Raw genomic sequence first — 19,833 nt, forward strand, 5'->3', positions numbered from 1 at the left:
CCCTGAGTATTAGGTCTTATATTGTTAACCATATATTTCATTTTTTTTATCGTGTTGCTTGCTAAAAAATAAACTACTTTATGTTAATAAGTAAATTAAAAATCAAAGGATTCCGGTCATTTGGAGAAAAGGTCACAATAGAAATCAAAAAAGATCTGGCCGCATTTATAGGGCTGAATAGTTCAGGTAAAACTTCGGCATTGGAGGCTTTAAGGAAATTATTTGGCTTACATAGCGAACGCGATATACGCTTTCAGGATTTTCATATCGGTAAGGATGAAAGCCCTGAAGACTTTGATTCCCGAGAGTTATTTATAGAAGTGCGACTGGATTTCTCAGAGGCGGAAAAAGAAAATATCCCTCATTTCTTTAGTTACATGGTTGTCGATGAGGAAGGTGCTGATCCCTATGTTCGCATCAGGCTTGAAGCTAACTGGAAGAAAATCGATTACGAGCCGGAAGGTAGCGTTGATATTAAAACGTATTTTATTAAAGTAGGCGACGAAGAAGAAAGTGAAGAAATTAAGCAGCCAATCCCATCGCATTTCAAATCAATATTTCAAATACTTTACGTTCCAGCAATTCGTCGGCCAGCCGAACAGCTAAAGTATGCTTCTGGTAGTATTCTATACCGGGTATTGCGGAAAATAAATTTCAAAGATGAATTCAAGGAAAAGTTTGATGAAAAGATCGCTGAAATTAATGACGATTTCAGGGGGTTACCGGAATTGGAGATCGTGCAAAAAGCAATAAATGGCTATTGGGACAAATTTCACAAAGATGAACGATATAAAGAAACCTCACTCGGCTTTGGCGGGAGTGACTTTGATTCAATACTAAAAAAACTTGAAATTTCCTTTAGTCCAACCCCTGTCCATCGAAAATTCAATGTGGATGAATTAGGTGAAGGATATCGCTCATTGTTCTATCTCACGCTTGTATGCGCACTTTTAGAGATCGAAGAAAAGCTGGCAAAAGACGATAAAGAAGAAGAAACCATAGGCATTGATCGGCCACTAATGACTATCTTGGCTATTGAAGAGCCGGAGAATCATATTGCCCCGCAACTATTGGGGAGGGTTATAAAAATCTTGAACACAATCGCGAAAAAGGCGAATTGCCAGGTCTTATTATCTTCTCATACCTCCGCCATCGTTAAGCGGCTCGACCCGGAATCTATTCATCATTTTAGAATTACGGAACTTTTTCAAACCCAGGTAAACGGGATTGTTTTACCTAAGAAAACAACTGAGGCTTATAAATTTATTAAGGAAGCCGTATACAATTACCCTGAAATATATTTTTCAAAATTGGTAGTCATTGGGGAAGGTGATAGTGAGGATGTTATTTTCAATCGTTTAATGGAGGTCAAGGACACTGATTTTGACGATAATATAATAACATTCGCTCCGCTGGGGCATCGTTTTGTAAATCACATTTGGAGGTTATTGGAAACGTTACATATTCCTTACATAACCTTATTGGATCTTGACATTGAGCGAGAAGGTGGTGGTTGGGGAAGGGTAAAATATGCACTCCAGCAATTACTGAAGATAGGTGTCGAAAAGAAAAAAATATTAGGACTTAAAGGCGGTTCGATTTTGTCTGATGAACGATTGGATGGAATGCATAAATGGGAGTTAAAAACAGACGATGATGTTGACTCCTTAATGGGATGGGTAAACATGCTAAAAAAGTATGATATCTATTACTCCTCACCATTAGATTTAGATTTTCTGATGCTTGAGCATTATCCTGATTTTTACAAGTCAGCGATACCAAAAGGCGGCGGGCCTGAAATTCCTGATGCAGAGGAAGATTACGATGCTTTCGAAATCAAATTGAATTCCGCAATACAGGCAACCCTGAAATCGGATAAAGCTACCGCCATAACCTATAATGAGGATCAAAAAGAATTGATGATTTGGTATAATTATCATTTCTTGGGGCGCGGTAAACCGTCAACACATATACATGCCTTATCACTAATGACGGATAAGGAGTTACTGGATAACCTTCCCGATGTATTTAATCAGATTTTTAAAAAAATTACCAAGCAACTAGAGATCCCAGCTAAATGATTATGGCAGTAAATAAAGATGTTTGGATACCGGCAGACGGTTTTGAACTCGAAGCAAATGCTTTGGCGGTAATTAAATCAGAGATAAATTCACTTGTCCTTGCCGGGCCTGGTGCTGGAAAAACCGAGTTGCTTGCACAAAAAGCAAGCTATTTATTACAGACTAATCAATGTAAATTTCCTACTAGAATTCTTGCGATCAGTTTTAAACGCGATGCAGCATTCAATCTAAAAGAACGGGTTAAAATGCGTTGTGGGGATGAGTTATCAAAACGGTTTGATTCAATTACGTTCGATTCCTTTGCTAAACAAATTTTGGATAGGTTTAGATTGGCATTGCCTAATGATTATTCGATAAGCGGGGATTACGAGATCGCGATGAAGGATAATGAAACACTTAATTATTACCAGACTATTGATCCGGATACAAATTATGAAGTCAGAGGAGCGGCAGCACCTGTGGCCTTGAAAAATCATACCGGTGATAAGCTGCCATTAGATAAAAGGGGAGCTTCAAAAAAAATCAGGCATGAAGTCTGGCAACAAATGCTAAATGCAACTCCTTCTCAGCTGAATTTTAAAATGATCATGCGACTTGCGGAATTAATCGTCGCCAAAAATCCTAAGATCAAATCATACCTACAAGAAACGTACCCCTATGTTTTTTTAGATGAATTTCAAGATGCAACGGGTTTACAGTATGATTTTTTTAAAACTTGTTTTTTAGATAGCGATAGTCAATATACAGCTGTTGGTGATGATAAACAACGGATTATGCTTTGGGCCGGAGCGTTAGATGCAGTCTTTGATGATTTCATGTCTGATACCGAAGCAGCTCGTGTTCCGCTTCAGATGAATTTTCGCTGTGCACCAAGACTAGTTAGCTTACTTAACCATTTAACAGAGCACCTTTTAGGAAAAACGGATTTTGCCATTCCCTCACCTAAATGGAAGGGTGGTGAGGGCGATTGTTTTTTTTGGATTTTCGATAACCCTACCGCCGAAACAGCTGCATTATTTACCGAAGTAAAAAAATGGATTGAGGAAGATGGTTTACGGCCAAGAGATATATGCATTCTGGTTAAACAAAAATTGGAAAACTACGCTGGAGGGCTTATCAGGTTTTTCAATGAGAATGGTATAAAAGCGCGGGATGAAAACGCATACCAGGATCTTTTAACTCAAGACATTACGATATACATCATCCATACACTTTATACGATTTATAAGAAAAAGTCTTCCGAATCTAAGTCCTTGGCATTTGGCTTTTTAAGCAACGTTTTTACCGAGTTTGAAGACGAACAATTGATGAGGTTAGAGGCTATTTTTTATCGGTTCATAAAAAACTGCCAAAAAGATTATAAATCTGAAAAACTGGATGTAGCTCAGCTGAAAGTTCTTGTTGAATCTATTGTGGAGTTTGCCGGATATGATAGAATTCGAGCATTTTATCCCGCCTATAAAAACTTAAAGTATTTTAAAGGACTCGTCGCTGAACTTGTTGAAAAATTGGGTGAAAGTTTTGAGGTAACAAAGAATATCCTCAGCGCTTTAGATCAGTTGATCGGAAATGATACCATACCGGTAATGACAGTTCACAAAAGCAAAGGCCTCGAATATCACACCGTTATTTTTATTGGTCTGGAAGACGGTGCATTTTGGAAATTTCAGGAAAACCCTGACGAGGATAAATGTACCTTTTTTGTAGCGCTTTCAAGAGCGAAAGAGCGCGTAATCTTTACATTCAGTAAAGAACGGCCGAACCAATACGGTCGTATGTTCGTGCAATCAATTGATAATATCCAAGTGATATTAGACGAACTGGAGAACTCAGGAATAGTAACAATTGAAGAAAAAAATTAGGATGAAATTTATTCATACGGCCGATTGGCATTTAGGCCAGTTATTTCACGAATACGATAGGACTTACGAACATCAGCAATTTTTAAATCGGCTTATCGAAGTAATCAAAGAACAAAAAACTGATGTTCTGTTGATCAGTGGGGATGTCTTTGATTTATCGAACCCGTCAGCATTGACAGTTAGAATGTTTTATACTTTTCTAAACAGGGCTAGTCGTGTAAGTAAAGATCTTCAAATCATTATTACTGCTGGTAACCACGATTCACCATCTCGATTAGAGTCGCCACAGCCTTTACTTGAATCATCAAATATTCACATTGTCGGAACAGTTGAAAAAAAGGCTGATGGAAGCATAAACTTTGAAAAGCTTATCATCCCTTTAAAAAACAAGGAAGGCGAAACAGAGGCGCTATGTTTGGCAATTCCGTTCCTAAGAATGGGTGATTACCCTGTTGTAGCCGAATGCAGCGATCCTTATGCCGAAGGTGTAGCCGAATTATATCGCCAGGTTACTAGTAACGCAGTATCACAATTGGAGCAAGGTCAATCTTTAATCGCAATGGGGCATTTATATGCCGCTGGGGCAGAGCGATCCGGCAACGATGAACAAGAGCGGCCGATTTTAGGAAATATTGAATGTGTAACAGCTTCGGCATTTCCCGTTGAACTAAAATATGTTGCGCTCGGACATATACACAAGGCGCAGAAGATCGGCGGCCTTGACCATATCCGATATTGCGGAAGTCCTATTCCGATGTCTTTCTCTGAAGTAAATTACACACACCAGGTTCTTTCATTTGATCTTACAGGCGGTATAATCCAAAATCTGGAAGCAGTTGAAATCCCGGCTGCAATCCCACTTTTGAGAGTTCCTGAGCGTCACAAGCCATTGCATGAAGTCCTTCTTGCGATAAGTGAATTGCCTGACAATGATGGGGACATAAACATTGCGCCATATTTAGAAGCTAAAATATTACTTGAAGGCCCTGAACCCGGTTTACGCCATAAAATTGAGATGGCCTTAAAAGGAAAGCGTGCTAGGCTCGCAAAGATCGATGTTAAGCATCCTGCCTTATCAGTTGCTGGTGAAACTACGCTGATTACCAGTAAAAAACTGGAAGAGATCAAACCTATTGAAATCTTTAACAAGGTCTATGAATCAAAATACAATGTCGCCGTTCCGGAGGTTCTGACGACCCTTTTTAATCAAGTCTATCAGGAAGCTTCCCATATTGAAAATAAATGAAAATTTTAGCAATCAGAATAAAAAACCTAGCTTCTTTAGAAGGTGTTAGCGAAATAGATTTCACCAAAGATCCATTGTGTTCTGCCGGAATATTCGCTATTACAGGGCCAACAGGATCAGGTAAATCTACCATTTTAGATGCTATATGCCTCGCGTTATACGGTAAGACTCCTCGCTATATTCAGGCTAAAGAGGTCGGAATTGAAGTGCAGGATACTCCTGGTTCACGAATATCTCAAGGCGATGTGAAGGGAATTCTGAGGGATGGAACCAGTGATGGTTTTGCCGAAGTAGACTTTGTTGGTATTGATGGGAATAAGTATAAAGCCAGCTGGCAGGTAAAACGCGCTTACAATAAGATCGACGGAGCCTTACAAAGTGAAGTTATCACGCTTTTTAATTTAACCACAAATATTATTGTATCGGGCAAGAAAACGGAGACGCTTCAACAGATCGAACGTTTGGTAGGGTTGAATTTTGAACAATTCACCCGTTCCGTGCTTTTGGCACAAGGCGATTTTACTGCATTTTTGAAAGCTAATAAGGATGAGAAAGCTTCTTTACTTGAAAAACTTACTGGTAATTTTATTTATTCTGAAATCTCAAAATTGGTTTTTGAGAAATGTAAAAAAGCAGAACAAGATCTGCGCGAAATAACCCTCCAAAAAGAGGGCATCATCATATATACCGATGAAGAGGTTTTTGAAATCGAGAATCAGCAACAAGAACTTACCGCTTTAATCAAGCTTTTGGAAAACTCCGGTAAGGAGCTTGATATTGAAAGAAATTGGCAAATCAGGTCAGAGGAATTATCCGCGACGGTTACGAGCGCGGAACTTGGTTATCAAAGTGCATTAAATACCAAAACCACATCGGAAGCAAGAGCAAATATGCTCAAGCAGGTGACAGAAATACAACCCACTAGAACACTGGTTCATGCCCGGATACAGGCATCGGGGCTGTATAAGGAAATTACCGACGAATTAAGAGAAGTGAACCAAAGTGTTGAAAGCTTAAGCGATTCTACTACGATATTCAAGAAAAATCTACAGGATGCCGAGACCTTATTTGATGTCGCAAAAAAATCAAAGTCGGATCTAATTCCATCAATCGAAAATGCCAAAAAGCTGGATACGATTATTGACGAAAAAAGGAATCAATTAACGGCCTCGCAAAAGGTTTTTGACGATGCCAACAAGGAAATTTCTATTCACAGGGAAGACGTTAAAAATAAACAAAATGAAATTGAAATATTAAATGCTCAAACCGCAAAACTTGAAACCTGGAAATCTGAGAATGCTCATCGACAGCCCATTGCTGATCACATTGCTCTTATCTCCTCCAAATTGACAGATGCCTCCAATATTCTTGCTTTGAAACAGAAAATGACTGAAGATTTGAAGCGGAACATTCAGCTCCAGTCCGTTTTGTCGGGTGAGTTAAAAAAACTGGATAATGAGGTTACAGATCAAAACGCAGCATTAAAGATTAAGGTGGACTCCATCAAAAAAGATCAGGAAACAATTGCCGGGATAGATATAAATAAGTTAATTCATGACAAGCAAAAAGTTGATATAGAAATTGAGGATATTATTTCTGGGGCAGCGCAATGGAAATTATTTTACCAGTGTCTGAACGACCTGAATGCGATTTCGACTAGCTTGGGGATAAATCAAAAGTCTTTGGCCGAGAAACGTGATTTGTTAGCGATAACTCAAAATAAATTATCGGAAACTAAAATTACTAAAGAGACCTCGGCGAAAATTCTTAGCGATGCCAGGTTAAGGGTAGCCGAGAGCGTGGAGCAATTACGAGCTGTTCTTATTCCCGAAGAACCTTGTCCCGTTTGCGGTAGTTTAGATCATCCTTATAGCGCAAACTCACCAGTTTTGGATGGCGTTATTTCAGGTATAGAGGAAACGCATCGACAAAATGAGAAAATTCATGAAGAATGCCTTAAACAATATACTGAATTGATACAAGCCTGTGAAACTTTTGAGCGTCAGATCAAATTGGAGGAAAGTCAATTAAAGGTTAAAAATACAAACAAAGAACAGTTAGAAAGCAAATGGAAATCATTTAGAATATCTAAACAGTGCCAACAGGTAGCAGATGAAAAAAAGGAAGATTGGTTACGCGATGAAACGGCTAATTCAAAATTAGGGCAAACGTCTTTAGCAGAGCGTATCGTGAGTTACAACAGTATGAAAAACCTTACTGAACAAGTGCAGCTTCAAATTGAAAAATCAAAATCTGACTTATCAAATCTAAATGATGCGGTAAAGGACAAAAACCATAAAAAGGAATTACTGATTGAATCTGAAAAAGGCTATTTAGATCAAACGGCGAAGTGTGACAGTGATCTTTTGATATTACGTACCGAATTATCACCATATTTTGAAAACAAAGAATGGTTTACCCATTGGCAAACTAATGCCGCACAATTTGTCACTTTGTTAAAAGATTTTGCTGAGCAATGGACAAAAAAAACAGAAGACCTCAGCATCAATATCAAAAATGCCGAAAAATTAAGTGTAGAATTAGCAGGTCTCGCTAAGCGTACTGATGACCTATCGTCGGCGATTGAGAAACATAAACAAAGCGTTCAGAATCAGACAAACGAGTTGGACGTTATTGTAAACAAACGAGGACTTCTGATTGGTGGCGAAGAAGTTAACGTCGTAGAGCAACGATTGAATGATGCCGTAGTAAGTGCCGAAAAGAAAATACAAATCATTGCAGCTGAGTTGCAGGAAAAAGATGCGCTCCTTATAAAAGCGACCACTTTAAATGCTAAGTTGATCAGGGACGAAGAGCGATTAAGAAAACAGATAGATGATAGTTCTTCTAAAATAAATGAATGGCTTGGAGGTTATTTCACCCGTCACGGCATCGAGTTGAAAGAAGAAGATCTCATCGATTTATTAGAATATACCTCTGAGTGGATTGAAGGTGAACGAGATGCGTTGAAACATATTGACGATGCGCTCACTATCGCTTCTTCAGTTTATTCAGAAAGGAAGGGGCTTTTGGAAGAACACGGCAAAAAACAGCTTTCAACACGCACAGTTGAAGAGGTCTTACTGTTGTTATCCGAGAACAAAATGAAGTTAGACCAATCGGTTCAGGAAAAAAGCCAAAATTCATTTAAGCTTCAGCAAGATCTAGCCAATAAACAGAAGTCGGCCAGCCTACTAGAGAAAATTCACGATAAGGAAATCATTTTAGAAAACTGGAGTAAATTGAATGAAATGATTGGATCTGCTGATGGAAAAAAATTCCGTCAAATAGCACAAGAATTTACACTTGACGTATTGCTGGGGTTTGCAAACATTCACATGCAAATGCTCAGCAAACGATACAGTATCCAGAGGATAACCAACACATTAGGACTACAAGTGGTTGACAAGGATATGGGGGATGAGGTGAGGACAATTTATTCATTATCCGGCGGCGAATCTTTCCTGGTGTCACTGGCACTGGCATTAGGTTTGGCGGAACTATCATCAAGTAAAATGAATGTCGAATCGTTGTTTATTGATGAAGGGTTCGGCTCATTAGACCCCTTGACATTAACGATTGCAATGGGTGCTTTGGAGGGACTACATAATCAAGGTCGTAAAGTAGGCGTCATCTCCCACGTTCAGGAAATGACAGAAAGAATACCGGCACAAATCAAAGTGACCAAGTGTGCAAGCGGGAAAAGTGAAATAACAATTGACATGATTTAAAAAAAGTCATTTAGTCAAGTAATGAACCTTAACAAATTTGTATGCGTTTTTTCCTGTATCTAATACAGCGAAAAACTCATCTACCGTTTCTTTTGCGTATTGGTTCGCAATATTTTGATAAAAAAATTGAAAGAAATCAGGAGAATCGTGGCCCACCCAATAAGCAAGCATAAAGGTATTATCGTCAACAACGTCGTCACCGACAATTCTAAAATCATGGTTGTCACCATCCTCACGGAATCTTTTTTTGATCTTTTCGATGTGCTGCAGTAATATTTTTTGAGTACTCACACCTAATTCAAGAATTAATACAGCAGTATCTATACTATTTTCAATTCCTGCTTCTTCCAAAGATTTAACAAGTGTTTTAATTTGAGCAATGGCAAAATGCTTCATTTGGGGAATCGTTTTTTTCAGTAACCCTTGCTTGCCGTCATAATATTTGTTGAATTTTTCATGATACGATTCAAGTTTGTAATAACCCTTCCTGCCTTTTAATTCTACATCAATATCATCAAATCGCAAATTCTGTTTTAAATAGAACGCCAGCAAGTCAAGTTCATCATCTACCAAATAGGTCTTCATTTTAAAAAATTCTCTCCGCCGATGGATGTAATGAATTAGAAATGCTGGTCCTTCCATGTGTTCGCAAACAGCTTTCAAATCGTAAAGACTGACAATCCATGGAAAAGTATCGGGACTGAACAGCCCTAACGTGTTCCCGACTTTCAAACTGGTGGAAATGGCTTTGATACCCTCTAATGACAAAGAAATAAAATATGCTTTTTTAAAACGACTACCATCTAAAATAACCGTCTTATTGCTTTTATCTACAAACTCGGCATTCGTGTTTCCCTTCAGATACTTGTAACTCCGAATTGCCTGAGCGTGGGATTCTTTCACTAATTCCTCTAAATGACCTTGTATACGGTCAAAATACCCTTTTTTAGCTCTGTCATTTATTTGATGTGCTTTGGCTTCTACAAAAAATACATTGTTGTCCACGAAGATTATACCGTCCATCTCGCCCCCCGGGTAAGTCAAATTTGTATAATGATGAATTGGTTTAAGAACATTGACCAAGTAACCCATTGCTATTTCTAGGAGATAATCATGACGCCTTTTAGCATAACTTTCTTTCTTTTTTGAGTTTCCATAAAGCGTCTTCGCGAACAAGCGATCTAATGCATAATCCATTAAAAAAATGGATGGGCAAATGTATCGGCCCTCATGCTGAATGAGTGGCTTGTCTTTTAGCGGATGGAAAATAGTCGGCACGCTGAAGTCGGTCTCTACTTCACCAAAATTTAAACTAAATTGTTCCAAAAATTTTGTTACCGTGTCCATATCCATTCCTTCCATTTCGGCAATCTCTGCCGCTGTAAATGAAAGATCATGACCTAATCTGGAGATAAAAGAAAGTGCCATCGACATTCGGATTTCCATTGAGATCTGCTCGTCGGGGATTCGTTTATAATATTCGAGCCATTCCGGAGGATAAAAATTTTTTGTCGGTATATTTCGATATTTAAAGGCTTTGATTTCCGCAAGCATTTCCTTAACATGGTCTTTTCGACCAATTAAAGCTTCTGTTGATTTTTCAGATAAGTAGTCCTGTATAGTCAAGCAAAGCCGGATAGCTTCGTCCGCATTAAAACCCAATTTATCTTTGAAATATTGTGCATAAGGTGCGTATAATGTTTCCAGTCGTTCCCAGTGAAACTCTTCAAATGTTTCATTACGGACATGGAGTTCTTCATTTGAGATGGCCATTGCAATATAATCCATATCAGAAATGGAGCCATCGTCATTAAAAGGTTTGTATTCCGAATTGTGGAGGAAAGTAAATAAGCCTATAATCTCCTGACAAAGATCTTCGATGATTTGTAGATCACCAGGTAAATCATGTGCAGCCCGCAATTCATTGATACCATAAGCGAAAGGGAATTTTAAACAGATCAACGATAAATATTCCGGTAAAAGCGCGCTCACCTTGAATTCTTTGTACTGAATCTCATGCGAGGCGACCGTAAAGAACTTGTAAATGGCATTAGCTATGATTGTGAAAGAGCCATACTTTCGTATCTTCTCTTCTAGCTTAGCTACCCGCTCATTTATTTCGTTTATTAATCTTGATTTTTCCTCCGTATTTAATGACATCTTAATTTTAAAGTTAAGATAAAAGGAAGTAGATTATTCAGACAATTTAAAGATTTCCGTTGCGGAAATTTAATTGTGTCACGATCCTAAAAATATGCTTTGAGTCCATTAAAAGAGAGCATTTGATCACGTCCATAACTATTCTTTGTTTTGGACACAGAGGGGGGCTCAAACCATAAATCAAAAATCACAAGTCTTTCAATCCATTTAAAGCTATTATGCGCTTACAAAATTCGACTAACAAACAATCAAATAGATTTATAGACAACCCGTTTTATCCCTGTTTTATCAATACTCTCAAATCGTCAATATTTCTTAAAATATCATCTGAAGTATTATCTGACCTCTTGCATGCGCTTTTAGAAGAAAAAATTGCGAAAAATTGAATTTAAGGGTTTTAAGAGCGGTTTTTAATAGAGAGAATGACGCGGACTTGAGAAAAAACCATTTTCGAACTCAGTTCAAAAACGGCCCGATAAAGCATAAAAAAAGCATTTACGATACGTAAATGCTTGATAATCAGTGGAGAATATCGGAGTCGAACCGATGACCTCTTGCATGCCATGCAAGCGCTCTAGCCAGCTGAGCTAATCCCCCATTCTGTGGGCTGCAAATATAGTAGTTCAGCCGTAACAAATGAAAAAAAAATAATTAATGATTTGAAAATTTAAAAAACAAGTCATTTCACGTGTTTTCATTAAGATTGAAGAATAATTTTTAAAAGCCTTTCTATTAAAGAAATGGCTACCATTAGCTATTGATTGCATTAAGGAAGTTTTCAAATTTTACAACTCCTTACCATCCATAAAAACTTGCAATCATGATTATAGACAATACAGTTCCTATACCGAAAATTTCTACTGATCCTGCAATTCAAAAGCTTATGGCTGACCTGCAAGGCAACATCCTAAAATCTCATGCAAAGCCCCATGTTAAACTTTTGTTTCTGGAATTTTCCGGAAGTGTTGATGCTGTAAAGGATTGGATAGGGAATCAGTTAGAACCAATTATAATCCCGATGGTTGATCAATTAAAAGATCACGAAGCCAATAAACACGAACGGGTCGTGGTTGAATTAAACTTTTGTTCCTTCTCGCTTACTAAAATGGGATATGATTTTTTGGAGATCGACAAACAGCCGGAAGATGAAAGCTTTAAAGGTGGAATGGGGAGTGGAACAATTAAGTGCGATCCCCCCAAAAGTGACTGGGAAACAAAATACAATACTGGCATCCATGCGCTGCTGATACTTGCACATAATGATCCCAAATCATTAACTGCATTTTACACCAACATTAAAATGGGTTTAGCGCCTGTAGCCATTATTGTAGCAGAAGAAGACGGCCAGGCATTGGAAAATGAAAAAGAACATTTTGGATTTGCGGACGGAAGAAGCCAGCCGCGGTTTTTTGAAGATGATTTGATCAAGGAAGGACCTGTAAATTTATGGAATCCTTTTGCTTCATTAAATTTAGCACTCACTAAAGACCCGAATGGCAGGGCTTTTAATGGAGGTATAACCGGAGAAGGTGATTTTCCTGTAGATGATCTATCCGGCACTCATAGCTATGGAAGTTATCTGGTTTTTAGAAAGCTCGAGCAGGATGTTCCGGGCTGGAATAAGGCAGTTGTTCAGCTTGCTCAAAATCTAAACTTACCTCCGGATCTGGTAGGGGCGTATGCTGTGGGAAGATTTCAGGATGGCACACCTGTTTTAACACATACCATATCGCAGGGAACCATACCTATAGAAAATAATTTTGACTATGCGGGTGATATGGCCGGCGCTAAATGTCCATTTCATTCGCACATCAGAAAATCTAACCCAAGAGGTGATACTACCAGACAATTCGGTGTTCCGTTGGAGGCGGAGAAACAAAGACGAATAGCCCGCAGGGGCATCCCATACACTGAAGAAGATGGCAAAGGTTTATTGTTTATGTGCTATCAAAGTAATATTGTAGACCAGTTCGATTTTATACAAAACAGCTGGGTTGATAATGATGGATTCCTTTCTCCGGATACAGGCATAGATGATACTATAGGGCAATGCATCGAAAATCCAAAAACATGGCCAACCGGAGATGGCCAAACACTTAATCCTAACAAGTTTAAATTCGGGCAATTCGTACTCATGAAAGGCGGTGAATACTTTTTTACTCCGAGTATCAGCTTTTTAAAGACCTTCAAAACACTAAGTAATAAAAACAGTTTTCAAAATCAATCAAACCCTATGAGCACAATTATTTTTACAGATGGTGAGGCTTTCATAAATCTTCAGCCTATACAACCTACTCCCGGCGGTACTTTGCATGTAATTGGCATTGCCGACACACAGAATACTAATCAAGCCAAATTACACAAAAGGATACCTCAAGGCATTAACCCGACTATCTTATTATTAGAGTTGATCGAGTTGGATTTCGTCCCGGCAAAAAACCCACAAAAGGTTGAATATATCGAAGGTTTGGAGGATACAGGTCAATATCAAAGTATTGAAATTTTTTCAGGAACTGAATTAGTCGACAAAATTGATTCGATTGCGATTGTTCAATAAGTAAAGTTGAATCGAAATCGAATCAATTAAGATGATAAAAGCCCGAATGCTTGAGTTTTTTGATATTACAAATTCACCCTACTGTGCTGATACGGTATTTCTACATCCTTAAATCCCTTTTCGTTAAGCTTGGCGGCAAATATTTGCTGTACATCGTACTCGCCGTGTACCAGGAAAAGTTTTTTTACCTGCGCTGGTTCCTGGCAGGAAACGAAGTGTAGCAGATCCTCGTAGTCGCCGTGGGCACTCATTGATTTGATCACCTCTACATCTGCATTCACCGGGTAACGTTCGCCAAATATGTATACCTCATGTTCGCCGCGCATCAGGTGGCCACCTAACGAGTTAGGCTCGCAATAGCCTACTATCAATATGGTATTCTTTTGGTTGTTGATGCTGTTTTTAATATGATGTTTTACCCTGCCTGCCTCGGCCATGCCTGATGATGATATGATAACACAAGGTCGCGGATCGGTATTCAGGGCGATAGATTCTTCGGTCGACTCAATAAAGCGCAACCCCTTAAATGCGAACGGATCGGCATCCACCTTCATTACCTCCTTCACGTTTTGGTTATATACTTCAGGGTGATCCTTTAACACCTGTGTAGCTTGTAACGATAACGGACTATCCACATAATAAGGCACATCGGGCAATACGCCTCGCAATTCTAACGAATTCAGGGCATACAGCAACTCCTGCGTACGGCCTACGCTAAATGCCGGTATGATCACCTTGCCCTTTTTACGCTCGCAGGTATTGCGTATCACTTCGAGCAGGGCATCCTCAATAGGGCCGATATCCTTATGCAGCGAATCGCCATAGGTTGATTCCAGTAAAATATAATCAGCCTGCGGAAAAGTTTGCGGACTTTTAAGCAGCAGGTCGCCATAACGGCCAACATCACCGCTAAAGGTTATGCGGGTTTCCTTGCCCTCCTCAATAATGGTTAAATGTATGGCGGCGCTGCCTACTACGTGGCCGGCATCGGTAAGGGTAAATTTTATGCGGGGCGTTATTTCGTACTCCTCGTTATACTCCACCACCTTAAACTGGCGCATGCCGGCCATGGCATCCTCCTCGGTATATAACGATTCTATGGGTTTTTGTCCTTTACGTTTTCGCTGGCGGTTGCTGTATTCGGCATCCTGCATTTGTATCCGTGCCGAATCCATCAGCAGTATGCGGGCAAGATTCATGGTTGGCGGTGTACAAAATATGGGGCCACTGAAACCCTCGGCTACCAGCCGGGGTATTAAGCCGCAATGATCAATGTGCGCGTGCGAGAGTATCATGTAATCCAGCTTTTGGGGGTTAAAGCCAAAATGCTCGTTCATATCATCGGTATGCTCGCCCAAACCCTGAAACATGCCACAATCTAACAGTACCGATGTACCATCATTAAGTTCGATATAGTGTTTGCTGCCGGTTACGTTACGGGCAGCGCCATGAAATACAATGTGCATTGTTGTTATATAAATAGATGTGGCATTAACAACGAGAGAAACAGGAAAAAGGTTTAATAATAAAAATAACTAAAAATTTAGTTGCAAATATGAAAAACAACTAATACCTTAGTTTTGTAAAGGATATAGATGGTTTGGATGCATCAGCCATTTATCAGGTATAAGTAACAGAAAGATATGGAAATTAAAGAATTAACAAGAGCCGAAGAACAGATAATGCAGGTATTATGGCAATTAAAAAAGGGATATGTGAAGGATGTAATTGAATTGCTGCCTGAGCCGAAACCTGCTTATAACACCGTATCAACCATTATCAGGATTTTGGAAACCAAGGGCTTTGTTGGGCATACCGCCTATGGTAAAAGCCACGAGTATAACCCGGTGATCAGCAAGGAACAGTACCAGGATTTTGCGTCGGACAAGCTTTTGAGCGGATACTTTAACAACTCGGTTAACAGCATGCTGTCGTTCTTTGTAAAAAAGGAAAAGATAAACCTTAAGGAGGCCGACGAGATAATGAAACTTATTGAAAAACTAAAAGAATAAACCGTTATGAACTGGTGGCAATATTTAATACTGGCGAACCTGTATTTGGGATTGTTTTATGGGTTTTACGCCTTGTTGCTTCGTAAAGAAACATTTTTTCAGCTTAACCGCGTGTTCCTCGTAACATCTGCGGCAATATCGTTCCTGTTACCGTTAATACAAGCCGACTGGGTACAAAACCTTTTTATTACCCAACAGGTAAAGCAGGTTATATATAACGCCCCGGTTATTGCCCTGCAATACACAGGTAATAACGAAACAGACATTATGAGCATTGGTACAGCCATAGGTTATGCCTACCTGGCAGGTTTACTGGCTTTCGCCATCAGGTTTACCTGGCAGCTGGCCAGCTTGCAAAGGCTGATCAGCAAGCACACAGCCGGTGCTTATTCCTTCTTTAAAAAAGTGCAGGTAAGCGGCGAACTGTCCGAACATGAGGTGGTATCGGCCCACGAGCACGTGCACGCCCGCCAATGGCACTCGGCCGATGTTATGCTGATAGAGCTCATCAGCATCATTAACTGGTTTAACCCTGTAGTTTACCTGTACCGCAAAGCCGTTAAGCATACCCACGAGTTTATTGCCGACAGGCAGGTGATTGATGCCGGTGCCGATAAGGCCGGTTATGCCATGCTGTTACTTAACCAAACCTTTAATGCCCCTGTGCACAGTTTAGTTAATCCATTTTTTAACCACAGCTTATTAAAACAACGAATTATGATGTTGCAAAAAAACAGATCGCAGCGTGTTAAGCTGCTAAAATATGGCCTATCGGCCCCGTTATTTGTGCTGATGCTGGTTATGTCGTCAGCCACAATAAATGATAACAAAACGGTAAAGGCCATTAATAAAACCGCAGAGAATGTTCTTGAAAAATCGGTAACAGAAGTGGTACCGAGGGAGTACATCACCATTGATGAGCCTGAGATAAAAAAACCTGAACCAAAGGTTGAAAGCATAAAAATTGATCCAAAGCAGGACTTTAAAGCACAGGCTAAACCTTTGGAGATAGAGCTTGACACTGTACCGCAAGGCAAAGAGGTATTTACCCAGGTTGAGCACCAGCCTGAATTTCCGGGAGGAATAAAAGGCTTTTCGGAATACCTTAAAACAAACATCAAGTACCCCAACGAAGATGTTATGAACAAAATATCTGGTAAGGTATTTGTTCAATTCATTGTTGAAACAGATGGTGCATTAAACGACATTCACGTATTACGTGGATTATCGAAAGCGATGAACGCCGAAGCTGTTAGGGTATTAAAAGCTTCACCTAAGTGGACACCAGGAAAGCAAAATGGACATCCGGTAAGGGTTCAATACACTGTACCAATAGCTTTTATGCACACACCGGCTGATAACGCTGTTAAGGAAAGCGAAAAACAAGGCACACTTATCCCCGGCAATGGCGATGATGATAAACCTGCGACCTCATTATTTAAAGCCGAGAATATAAAAGGTACAGTAAGTGATGTCACTATAGTAGGCTTTGCCGCAAAAGATACCGCCAAAGCAGGCAAAGGCTTCACGATCAGAGGTCGTAAGTCTGACCTTAAAAATGTAAAGTATTATTTAAACGGTAAAGAGATGACTGAAAAAGAGATGAAAGATCTTAATCCGAATAGTATAAAAAGCATTGACGTGATTAAAGATTCCAGCAAAAAACCGGATGAAACGGGTTATGGAAAAGTCATGGTTACTACAAAATAAGAGTCAGTTAATAGTTCGCACTAAACCTACCTTCACATCAAAAAGCCACCTATTTTACCAATGGGTGGCTTTTTAGTTGCCGCGTATTTGGTAGCTTTGTGTAACAACCTATGGAACAGCAAGTACACATACTCAACGGCGATGCCATGCTGCATGGCTTTAACCAAACCGGCCTTGATGGCGATGTATTGGTTTGGCGCGAAATGTTATCAGAAGGGCCGCTGGTGGAGGATATATCCTCGGCCGCGTTTTGGGAACTGCGCACTAAATGGATAAGCGATACCTTTGAGGAACATGCCGGTGATTATCAAACCAAAGTGGTTGATGAGATAGGCAAACTCAGCTGCCCTTACAAGCAAATTACTCTGTGGTTTGAGTTCGATCTGCATTGTCAGGTTAACCTGTTGGGTGTGCTCAACCTGTTGCGCTTGCAAAGCAATTTGAACGAGCCTGACATTTACCTGGTATGCCCGGCCGAATACCCCGGCAAGCCTGACTTTAGGGGATTGGGTGAATTAAATGGCAGCGAGCTTGATTATTTGTACGACAGCATCCGCGTACAGTTAAGCGATTACGACCTTACCCTTGCTGCCGAGGCCTGGGCTGCCTATTGCACCGCCGATATAACAAAAATTGAAGCCTTTATAAACAGCACACCTTTTTGGGCCAACCTGCCGTTGCTTAAGCCCGCTTTAGAGGCGCATTTAAAACGCCTGCAAACCAATGAGCAGGACTTAAATTACATTGAGCAGCAATTACTAAATATTTACAACAGCGGCAAAACCTGCAAGACCGATATTTATACAGCCTTTTGGGCCGATAACGGTATTTATGGTTTTGGCGATACCACTATCGACCAATACCTCAACACCCTGCAACAAAAAGGACTGATCAGCCTTTAATTGCTTACTGCTATGGCCGGTGTGCGGTCGCTTTCGTTCTTGATCCTGTCTATAGCGGTAAGTATGTACAAGTAATGCTTACCCTTTATGGCGGTGTTATCATCGTAAAATAGGTCGGTATTATATTGTATGCGGAGGATATTCTTGGGGTCGTTAATATCGGTGCGCTCGCCTTCCTCAAAACGGTAGATCACGTAACCGTAAACAGGCTCATTATCTTTGGCAGTAACAGGCTCCTGCCAGGTTAAGCGTACGCCTTTGGCGGTTTCCTTCACCATCAGATCTCTCGGCACATTAGGCGCAACCGAATCCAGCCAAAGCATGGCCGGTGGTAATGCCGGGTGGCGGTAATAAGTAGTACGTAACGAGTCGGCTATACCCAGCGGATTACTTATCAGAGAATTCGAGCTAAAGTAAACACTGCCCTGCACCCTTGGGTTGTTACGCAGGTAGGTGATCTGGTTAGGCAACTCGGCAGGGTTGCGGAATGCGGCCGTTTTGCGCTCCAGCAATCGGTATGGTGCCTGCCCTATATACAGGTGATGGTTGTTGGTGTTGTTGCTCCACCAGTCGGCAAGCTTATCAAACGCTGCCGAGCGGTTGCCTATAGGCCAGTATAGCTGCGGATTAATGTAATCCAGCCAGCCCTCGCGTATCCAGCGGCGGCTATCGGCATATTGGTCATAGTATGATGAACCTCCGTTGGTTTCAGAGCCATCAGGGTTTTGATACTTATTGGCCCATATACCAAACGGACTGATACCAAATTTCATGGCGGGCTTGTGGGCGTGTATGCTATCGCTCAGCATTTTTATCAGCACATCCACATTGTTGCGGCGCCAATCCTTAATATCAGTAAAGCCGGTGCCGTATTTTTCAAATGCTTCCTGATCGTTTATGCGCTGCCCGGCAATAGGGTAAGGGTAAAAATAATCATCAAGGTGAATACCATCCACATCGTAATTATCAACCACATTCAATATAACACGCACAATGTATTCGCGCACCTCGGGTATACCGGGATTAAACAGTTTGATACCTCCGTAGGTGAAGAACCATTCTGGTTTAAGGCGGGTAATATGGTCGCTGGCTATAGCGTTCGCATTTTTATCAAACGTGGCACGGTAGGGGTTAAACCAGGCATGTAGTTCCATGCCGCGTTTATGGGCTTCGGTAACGGCAAACTCCAACGGATCATAAGATGGTGATGGCGCTTTACCCTGCTGGCCGGTAAGGTATTTTGACCACGGCTCAAAGCTCTTGGCATAAAGCGCGTCGGCTGCGGGGCGTATCTGTAGCATAACCGCGTTTATACCGGTTTGCTGGTGCTGGTCAAGCAGGGCCAGTAGTTCTGACCGTTGCTTATCAGGCAAGGTGCGTGAGCTGCTCGGCCAGTCAATATTTACCACGGTGGCTATCCATACCCCTCTAAACTCGCGTTTTGGGTCGGGTTTATAGGTGTCGGTTAATTCAAGCTCCTGGGCGGGCTGTGCATATACACTTAAACACGACAGCACTAAAAATATATACAATACAGCAACAGTGTAGATACGCATCAACAAAGGGTTTATC

11 protein-coding genes and 1 tRNA gene are annotated in these 19,833 nt (G+C 40.5%); 8 read left to right on the forward strand and 4 right to left on the reverse strand.

Annotated features, from left to right (window positions below):
* The first annotated feature begins 80 nt into the window (after positions 1–80).
* From IM792_RS14730 to IM792_RS14745, 4 genes are read left to right on the forward strand one after another with little or no spacing between them, the layout of a single operon-like run.
* Positions 81–2,081 carry an AAA family ATPase gene (locus tag IM792_RS14730; RefSeq protein WP_194102648.1) on the forward strand — a complete coding sequence of 667 codons (2,001 nt, stop codon included), beginning with the start codon at positions 81–83 and terminating at the stop codon, positions 2,079–2,081.
* A gap of 2 nt (positions 2,082–2,083) precedes the next feature.
* On the forward strand, positions 2,084–3,943 hold the full coding sequence (locus IM792_RS14735; RefSeq protein WP_194102649.1) for an ATP-dependent helicase: 1,860 nt from the start codon (positions 2,084–2,086) through the stop codon (positions 3,941–3,943).
* Complete coding sequence (locus tag IM792_RS14740; RefSeq protein ID WP_228085130.1) at positions 3,927–5,189, forward strand: exonuclease SbcCD subunit D C-terminal domain-containing protein; 1,263 nt, start codon at positions 3,927–3,929, stop codon at positions 5,187–5,189. The genes IM792_RS14735 and IM792_RS14740 overlap by 17 nt, the downstream gene beginning before the upstream one ends.
* A complete protein-coding gene (locus tag IM792_RS14745) occupies positions 5,186–8,920 on the forward strand; it encodes an AAA family ATPase (protein WP_194102650.1) in 3,735 nt (1,244 codons plus the stop codon). Before IM792_RS14740 ends, IM792_RS14745 begins: the two co-directional genes overlap by 4 nt.
* Positions 8,921–8,926: 6 nt before the next feature.
* Here IM792_RS14745 and IM792_RS14750 read toward each other — a convergent pair whose 3' ends face one another.
* Both IM792_RS14750 and IM792_RS14755 read right to left on the reverse strand, forming a co-directional pair.
* Positions 8,927–11,080, reverse strand: a complete 2,154-nt coding sequence (locus IM792_RS14750; RefSeq protein ID WP_194102651.1) for a hypothetical protein — start codon at positions 11,078–11,080, stop codon at positions 8,927–8,929.
* A gap of 523 nt (positions 11,081–11,603) precedes the next feature.
* Positions 11,604–11,677, reverse strand: a tRNA-Ala gene (locus tag IM792_RS14755).
* Between the two features lie 223 nt (positions 11,678–11,900).
* On the opposite strand from IM792_RS14755, the gene IM792_RS14760 reads away from it, so the two are divergent.
* Positions 11,901–13,637: a Dyp-type peroxidase domain-containing protein gene (locus IM792_RS14760; RefSeq protein ID WP_194102652.1), complete on the forward strand. Its 1,737-nt coding sequence runs from the start codon at positions 11,901–11,903 to the stop codon at positions 13,635–13,637.
* A 65-nt stretch (positions 13,638–13,702) separates the two neighbouring features.
* On the opposite strand, the gene IM792_RS14765 is transcribed toward IM792_RS14760, so the two are convergent.
* Positions 13,703–15,103, reverse strand: a complete 1,401-nt coding sequence (locus IM792_RS14765) for an MBL fold metallo-hydrolase (protein ID WP_194102653.1) — start codon at positions 15,101–15,103, stop codon at positions 13,703–13,705.
* 177 nt (positions 15,104–15,280) lie between these two features.
* Here IM792_RS14765 and IM792_RS14770 point away from each other — a divergent pair, with 177 nt between their 5' ends.
* The 3 genes from IM792_RS14770 (at position 15,281) to IM792_RS14780 (ending at position 18,261) form a co-directional block, all read left to right on the forward strand.
* Positions 15,281–15,649, forward strand: coding sequence for a BlaI/MecI/CopY family transcriptional regulator (locus IM792_RS14770; protein WP_194102654.1), 369 nt, complete (start codon positions 15,281–15,283; stop codon positions 15,647–15,649).
* Positions 15,650–15,655: 6 nt separating this feature from the next.
* Positions 15,656–17,359, forward strand: a complete 1,704-nt coding sequence (locus IM792_RS14775) for a TonB family protein (RefSeq protein ID WP_194102655.1) — start codon at positions 15,656–15,658, stop codon at positions 17,357–17,359.
* A 110-nt stretch (positions 17,360–17,469) separates the two neighbouring features.
* Entirely contained in the window at positions 17,470–18,261 is a 792-nt protein-coding gene (locus IM792_RS14780; RefSeq protein WP_194102656.1) for a DUF1835 domain-containing protein, read from the forward strand.
* On the opposite strand, the gene IM792_RS14785 is transcribed toward IM792_RS14780, so the two are convergent.
* On the reverse strand, positions 18,258–19,817 hold the full coding sequence (locus IM792_RS14785) for a family 10 glycosylhydrolase (RefSeq protein ID WP_194102657.1): 1,560 nt from the start codon (positions 19,815–19,817) through the stop codon (positions 18,258–18,260). The two genes, IM792_RS14780 and IM792_RS14785, sit on opposite strands and share 4 nt — an antisense overlap.
* Positions 19,818–19,833: the final 16 nt, after the last annotated feature.

Origin of the sequence: Mucilaginibacter sp. JRF, from assembly GCF_015223065.1 — a bacterium.
Classification (GTDB): Bacteria; Bacteroidota; Bacteroidia; order Sphingobacteriales; family Sphingobacteriaceae; genus Mucilaginibacter.

Coding starts and splice junctions, on each gene's coding strand:
- IM792_RS14730 (WP_194102648.1), top strand. CDS start 81: ATGTTAATAAGTAAATTAAAAATCAAAGGATTCCGGTCATTTGGAGAA.
- IM792_RS14760 (WP_194102652.1), top strand. CDS start 11,901: ATGATTATAGACAATACAGTTCCTATACCGAAAATTTCTACTGATCCT.
- IM792_RS14765 (WP_194102653.1), bottom strand. CDS start 15,103: ATGCACATTGTATTTCATGGCGCTGCCCGTAACGTAACCGGCAGCAAA.
- IM792_RS14745 (WP_194102650.1), top strand. CDS start 5,186: ATGAAAATTTTAGCAATCAGAATAAAAAACCTAGCTTCTTTAGAAGGT.
- IM792_RS14780 (WP_194102656.1), top strand. CDS start 17,470: ATGGAACAGCAAGTACACATACTCAACGGCGATGCCATGCTGCATGGC.
- IM792_RS14750 (WP_194102651.1), bottom strand. CDS start 11,080: ATGTCATTAAATACGGAGGAAAAATCAAGATTAATAAACGAAATAAAT.
- IM792_RS14735 (WP_194102649.1), top strand. CDS start 2,084: ATGGCAGTAAATAAAGATGTTTGGATACCGGCAGACGGTTTTGAACTC.
- IM792_RS14770 (WP_194102654.1), top strand. CDS start 15,281: ATGGAAATTAAAGAATTAACAAGAGCCGAAGAACAGATAATGCAGGTA.
- IM792_RS14775 (WP_194102655.1), top strand. CDS start 15,656: ATGAACTGGTGGCAATATTTAATACTGGCGAACCTGTATTTGGGATTG.
- IM792_RS14785 (WP_194102657.1), bottom strand. CDS start 19,817: ATGCGTATCTACACTGTTGCTGTATTGTATATATTTTTAGTGCTGTCG.